5 protein-coding genes are annotated in these 6,890 nt (G+C 54.2%); all 5 read left to right on the forward strand.

The annotated features are described in order from the left end of the window. Nucleotides 1–1,269, forward strand: a 1,269-nt coding sequence (locus tag KK078_RS30080) for an ABC transporter permease (protein WP_254094703.1), incomplete at its 5' end; no start/stop codon positions are given. Between the two features lie 21 nt (nucleotides 1,270–1,290). After that, entirely contained in the window at nucleotides 1,291–1,629 is a 339-nt protein-coding gene (locus KK078_RS30085; protein WP_254094705.1) for a PadR family transcriptional regulator, read from the forward strand. 368 nt (nucleotides 1,630–1,997) lie between these two features. Further along, nucleotides 1,998–4,382, forward strand: a complete 2,385-nt coding sequence (locus KK078_RS30090) for an ABC transporter permease (RefSeq protein WP_254094707.1) — start codon at nucleotides 1,998–2,000, stop codon at nucleotides 4,380–4,382. A gap of 202 nt (nucleotides 4,383–4,584) precedes the next feature. Next, nucleotides 4,585–5,571 carry a helix-turn-helix domain-containing protein gene (locus tag KK078_RS30095; protein ID WP_254094709.1) on the forward strand — a complete coding sequence of 329 codons (987 nt, stop codon included), beginning with the start codon at nucleotides 4,585–4,587 and terminating at the stop codon, nucleotides 5,569–5,571. A gap of 569 nt (nucleotides 5,572–6,140) precedes the next feature. Then, the coding region (locus KK078_RS30100) for a hypothetical protein (protein WP_254094711.1) at nucleotides 6,141–6,890 on the forward strand (750 nt) is incomplete at its 3' end.

Raw genomic sequence — 6,890 nt, forward strand, 5'->3', positions numbered from 1 at the left:
CCGTTCTACCTCGCACTGCTGACTGGCCTGCCGTTGGGTGTCGGTATCCTGGCCGGGTTATATCCTGCCGTAGTATTGTCATCGTTCCTGCCCATCACCGCGTTGAAAGCCAACGTGAGCCGCGAGAAAGGCGCCATGTTCCGCAAGACCCTGGTAACACTCCAATTTACCCTGTCCATCATCCTGCTGATCGGCACGGGCGTCGCGATCGAACAGCTCCACATGCTGCAGCGCAGCGACACCGGCTTTACGCGCGAGAATGTGATCATGATCCCGGTCATGCGCACGCCCGTTGCCGACAAATTCGAAGCCCTGCGCACCGAGTTCCGCCGCAACACCAGCGTGTTGAGTGTAACCGCCATGGAAGAGATACTCGGCTCCAAACACCAGGTCGGTAACTTTATATTCGAGGGCATGCCCGAGTCCAAGCCGTTCCCCCGCATGAACATCCGGCATGACTTCCTGAAAACCTTTGAAATACCGCTCGCGGCGGGCCGCGATTATTCCGAAGACATCGCCACCGACGACAGCCTGGCCTTGCTCGTAAACGAGGCGTTCGTCAGGCAAATGGGCTGGGGCACCAACGAGGCGGCCGTGGGTAAAAAATTCGGCACCCGTCCCAATCGTACCATTATCGGCATCGTAAAGGATTTCAACTTTGCGTCACGCCACCAGCCCATCCGGCCGCTCGTGATGGACCTTTCGCTCAACGCGTCGGCCTTCGAGATCTTTATGAAGTATATGGCCGTGCGCATCACCGGCGACAACGTACAGGAAACGCTCGCCCACCTCAAACAACAATGGGAAGCGCAGATCCCCGGCTGGCCCTTCGAATACTTCTTCCTCGACAGCAACCTCGAGAAATTATACCATGCGGAAAACAAAATGAGCAAGATCACGATCATCTTCTCGGGCCTCTCCATGCTCGTAGCCTGCCTGGGCCTGTTCGGCCTGTCGACCTTTACCGCCGAGCAGCGCAAGAAAGAGATGAGCATCCGCAAAGTGATGGGCAGCTCGAACCTGCAGATCTTCTTGTTGTTCTCGAAGCGGTTCTTTAGTCTCATCCTGCTGGCCAACGTGCTGGCCTTCCCGCTGGCGTGGTTCCTGCTGAAGCAGTGGCTCGCCGGATTTGCCTACCAGGTAAACATTGATTTTAGTTTATTTGTACTGGCAGGCCTGGCCGCGGCGGCGATAGCGTTCGTCACCATCTGCTACCAGGCGTGGCGGGCGGCGCACAGCAATCCGGCCGAAGTATTAAAAAATGAATAGAACACGCGCACAGATACCATCATGAAAGGAACCTATATCGGCGAACTGGAAGAACTGATCCTGCTGACCGTCGGCATCCTCTACAAACAAGCCTACGGCGTAGCCGTCATGGACGAGATCGAACGCCAAACCGGCCGCGCCCTCAACATCAGCGCCGTACACGCCGTCCTGAAACGCCTCGAAGAAAAAGGCCTCGTCACATCACAGATGAGCGACCCCACCCAGGAACGCGGCGGCCGAAGGAAGCGCATTTTCTTTCTCACGGCCGCCGGAAAAAAAGAACTGGAAGAAGCCAACGCACTACGCAATCAGCTGTTTAATCAGATCCCCAAAGTGGCGTTGCAGTTTAAATTGGTATAGGCCCGAAGCTGGCGCTGGATAGACCTCGCGCGAGGTACTGTCATAAAGACCAAATAGGACCGATATTTTCTGTTTTGGTACAAAGAAAAGCGAACCAACGCACAACCCCGAAAAAGCTTGGGGTCGTAGGGGCTTCGCCCCTACGTACGTTAGCATCTGGCGCCCAGTACTATTCGTGCATCCATGGAGGAGGTCTCCGACCTCCGGCCGCCCCGCTAATTGTTTTCGCGCCCCACAGACAACAGCCATCCGCTGCTATATAAATAGTGTTCCGGCGAAACAATTCACCAACATCAAAAAAAACAAATCCCCCGCTGTAACCATTCCAAAAATCCTGAGTATATTTTGTACACCCATCTACAACGCCTATGCTCAAGAATTACTTCGTTGCGGCTGTGCGCAACCTGTACAAAAACAAGGGATTTTCCATTATCAATATTCTGGGACTCTCTATTGGCCTGGCTTCTTTTGTGCTGATCGCCCTGTATGTGTACCACGAGAGCAGCTTCGACCGGTATCACAAAAATGCAAACCGCATATACCGGATCGTGGAGAATCTAAAGACCGAAAACGAGCTCTTGTTCCAATCCACCAGCTCGCCGCCGATGGGGCCGGCGATGCAGCGCGACTTTCCCGAAGTAGAGACCTACGTACGATTGCTGGGTGACGACATGGTTGTGCGGCGGGGCGATGTGATCTTTAAAGAAACATCGTGCTTCCTGGCAGACTCTACGATATTTGACGTATTTAGCTTTCCCCTGATCGCTGGCGACGCACGCACCGCGCTGACCGAGCCCAAGAGTATCGTGTTAACACGCGAGGCGGCTGTGCGCTATTTCGGGAACGAAGATCCCATCGGGCAAACACTGGACGTCGACGGCGATGCCTGCAAAGTGACCGCCGTCATGGAGGATGTGCCGGAGAACTCGCATTTCCGTTTCACCCTGCTGATGTCGTTCAGCACGTGGAGCATCCACAACAAAGGCGCAGAAAGCAGCGCCTGGTTCTGGAACAGCTTCAATACTTTTATCCTGCTGCACGAGGGCGCCGATGTCACCGCCCTGCGCGCAAAGATGAAAGATTTCATCGACCGCAATATCGAAAAGGGCGCGATGCAGTATGAAGACCTGCCGCTGCAGGCGCTCACCGATATTTATATGAAAGAAACCCCGCGCTCATGGGAAAACGGAAAACGCGGCAGCCTCAGCAATCTATATATACTGTCGTTCATCGGCCTCTTTGTCCTGGTCATAGCCTGCTTTAACTACGTGAACCTGGCCACCGCGCGCGCATCGCGACGGCTGAAAGAAGTGGGGCTGCGCAAAGTATTGGGCGCCCACCGCCGCGCCCTGATTGCGCAATTTCTCAGCGAATCGCTGATCGTGAGCGTGCTGGCTACTATACTTGGCGCGGGCATTGCCTGGGCGGCGCTGCCGCCGTTCAATACATTGCTGGACACCACACTACGCCTGTCGATCGTGCCGGCGCACTACATTGTCGGCGGGCTGGCCTCGCTGGCGGTACTGCTGGGCCTGGTCTCAGGCGTATACCCGGCGCTGATCATCTCGGGTTTCTCGCCGCTGGAGATCTTCCGGCCGTCGCTGCGCGGCTTCCTGAGCCACCAGTTTTTCCGCCGGGTGCTGGTGTCCGTACAGTTTGTTATTTCCATCACGCTCATCGCCGGCACGTTGCTGGTCTTTGATCAGCTTACGCTGGTACGAACGCGCAACCTGGGCTTCCGTAAGGACGCTACACTGCTGATCCGCCTCAACGGCAACAACGACGTGCGCGAGCGTATGGATGTCGTAAAGGAGCAGCTTTCCCACGTGCCGGGCGTGGTCTCTGTTACCGCCTCCAACCGCGTGCCGGGCGAAGCGACTACCAACCTTTTCGGCCAGCTGGAAACCAAAGAAGGCAACCTGTCGCCCACCAACATCAACACCAACTTTATAGACCACGAGTTCCTGCCGGCATACGGCATACCATTGGTGGTCGGCCGCAACTTCTCGCGCGACTTCCCCGCAGACGACACCACGGCCTTTATTGTTAACGAAACCGCCATGACAGACTTTGGATGGACGTTGCAGACCGCCATCGGCAAACGCGTCGAGCACAGCGGCAAAAAAGGTACGATCATCGGCGTATGCAAAGACTTTCACTACCGCTCCCTGCACGACGCCATCCAACCGCTGTTGCTGACCCTGCGCCGCCAGGCCTATAATACGATCTCCCTGAAGGTCGAGTCGGAAAACATGCCCGCCCTGGTATCAGACGTCGAAAAGCTCTGGAAGCAGATCGCACCGGCCTATCCGTTCACGTATTCCTTCCTGGAGCAAGACTACAACAATCTATACCAGGCCGACGCCCGGCTGGGCAAAGTCGCCAGCGTGTTCAGCGGACTGGCCATCTTCGTAGGTTGCCTGGGCTTGTTTGGCCTGACATCCTTCGCCGTGGCCCGTCGCGTAAAAGAAATGAGCATCCGCAAAGTACTGGGCGCATCGGTCAGCCAGATCATCCTGATCCTCTCCCGTGAGTTCATTGCCCTGATCGTGATCGCCTTTGTCGTATCGATACCGGTCACCTACTACCTGGTGTCACGCTGGCTCACCAACTTCACCGAGCGCATCAGTATCGGCCCCGTTAGCTTTATCATCGCGGGCGTATCGGTGCTGGCGCTGGCCTGGTGCACGGTAAGTTTCCTCTCCTTCCGCGCCGCCAGGGCGAATCCCAGCGAAGCACTGCGACAGGAATAAAATCCCACACACCACGTCCTGGGCCCTGTCTACCGGCGGGGCCCGGGACGCAGCCGACGATCTGCTATAATCTCGCGGGAGATCGTTATCCGGAAAGCTTCGACACAACGGGCAATGCGTTGTTCTTTTTGTGCGTGTTTCGAATGGAGTGATCCGCTTTCAAACGGCTTGACTGGCACCGCCCGTGGTGCTATTTTGCTGCATGTTCGAAAACGTTGTATTAGTGCTCTGTTGTCTGGGGATCGCCCAGGCGCTCTTTCTGTGCGCCTATCTTTTCTCCCTGCGCGATAAACGAGGCAACATCTTCCTGGCCTTGTTGTTGGTAGCATTGATCCTCCAGATCGGCAAATCCGTCATCGATAATTATAGCTCGTTACCAACCTGGTTACGCGTGGTGGGCATTTCCAGTAAGCTGCTGGCCGGGCCCTTTCTATGGCTCTACGGTCAGGCGTTATTTGAAAAGAGAGATTTCACCCGGCGCGACTATCGTCACTTTATACCCTTTGCGCTGTTTGTATCGTTGTGCTGGGCCATTCCCAACGGCGCCGACCCGCTTTCCCTCCTGTTTGCCTCGCTGATCTTCTTGCATATGGCCATATACCTCGGCGCCTGCTGGCACTACATCGTCACCCGCCTGCAAGACGCACGCCTGAAACCGTGGTACCGGAACATTGTTACCGGTGTAACGATCATCTGGGCCCTCTACGCCTGCATCTTCACCGGTATCATTCCGGTCTATGTGCTCGGCGCCGTATTCTTCTCCTTCCTGATCTACCTCTTTTCTTTTTTGTTGCTCAAGCGTCATGTCTTTGCATTAGAGAAATACAGTAGCTCACCCATCAGCCAGAACACGTCCAAACAACTGCTGCAACAGGTAAAGGAGCTGTTCGAAACGAAACACGTATACTTAGAAAGTACCATCTCCCTAAAGACTATCGCCACCCGTCTGTCGACAAGCCCGCGCGAGCTGTCGCAGGTTATTAACGAGGCCGCTCAGATGAATTTTTCGGAGTTTGTGAATCAGTACCGGATCGCGAAAGCAAAGGAACTGTTGGCGGATCCGCAGTATGGGCAAGAGAAGATCGAGACCATCGCCTATGATTGTGGCTTCGGAACGGTAACTTCTTTTAATATCGCTTTTAAAGCGGCTACTCAAATGACGCCGTCGCAGTATCGGAAATCGGTTTGATTACAGCCACGGGCCAATACCTTAAACGCCGACGCCTGACGCCTGGCGGCTTTTTACCCTGGCCGGCAGGTCGGCGTGCTGTGCGAAGCGCGTTTCGCCCGGCAAGCCGCAATACAATTTATTATCCCGTGCCGCAGCACGTACCCCGGCCGGAACGATACGGCCTTACTTTTCCGGTACAATGTGCTTGTGTGCATCTATAGCAGCGCACGTTGCAAATCGTCTAAATTTCCCAATTCCTCACAAGTATACCACGAGTTGTAAACATTCAACCCACACACAGCACGCAGCGCTCCACAATTTTATGTGCATAAGTCATTCGGTAGTTCAAATAGTTCCCGTCACCAAACAGGATAACCTACTGATAAACCATTTTTTAGCCATTTATAAGCCATTCATGATCAGGCCTTATAGACATCCGGATCATTTGATGACTTTGATCAAATACAAAAAAGTATATATGTACTATTGATATTCTTTCCGCTCCAACTCCTTATATTGCTCACCGAAACAGTTGTCCCTCTCGCGGCCGTTTAAAAAAAAATCCATTCATTAACCTAACTTGACGTATGGCATTTCTGGAAGATCTTAAAATCACGGGGAGTCTCGGTAATCTTAGTTTTTATCGCATGCGTGGCGTCGATCAGATCGTCGTGCGGCAAAAGGGTGGAGCATCTAAGGAATATATCAAAAATTCACCCACGTTTGCCACGGCCCGCCTGCACATGGGCGAGTTCGGCGGCTGCTCGAAAATGGGCAAAGAGGTGCGGCACATGATGCACCCCGTCCGGAATTTGGCTGACTATAATTTCAGTGGTTTTATCAATAAGGCACTGAAAATTGTACAAAAACAGGATGGCACAAGCGAGCTCGGACGTCGGTCGATCATGCTATCCCGGCATACCAGCTTACTGGCCGGCTTTCAGCTGAATAAATCTACGACATTTGATTCGGTGGTCCGCACACCGCTAACGTACACGATAAGCCGCGAGACCCTTTCGGCCCGGATAGATATACCGGCTTTGTTGCGCGATATCAACTTCCATCCTAACAACCGGCATGCACGGTTCCGCTTCGAGGTCAGTCTGGGCATTGTACCGGACTTCACCTTTGATGCCGAAAAAAAGATCTACACACCACCGGTCTGGTATACAGCCATGTTTGCCCCACAGAGTGTATCCTCGCCGTGGTATCCGGCGTTGAAAGGTTCGCCTGCTGCATCGATGGAGATCGCGCTCACCGACCAGATGCCCGCAAGCGGCGGATATAGCCTGATGCTGACGGTCGGCGTGCGCTATGGTTCGCCCATGGAAGATGAC

Source organism: Dawidia soli (assembly GCF_018598185.1).
GTDB lineage: Bacteria > Bacteroidota > Bacteroidia > Cytophagales > Cyclobacteriaceae > Ohtaekwangia > Ohtaekwangia soli.

What these genes read in the sequence shown, in the direction of transcription:
- KK078_RS30085 (WP_254094705.1), top strand. Translation starts at nt 1,291, where the DNA reads ATGAAAGGAACCTATATCGGCGAACTGGAAGAACTGATCCTGCTGACC.
- KK078_RS30095 (WP_254094709.1), top strand. Translation starts at nt 4,585, where the DNA reads ATGTTCGAAAACGTTGTATTAGTGCTCTGTTGTCTGGGGATCGCCCAG.
- KK078_RS30090 (WP_254094707.1), top strand. Translation starts at nt 1,998, where the DNA reads ATGCTCAAGAATTACTTCGTTGCGGCTGTGCGCAACCTGTACAAAAAC.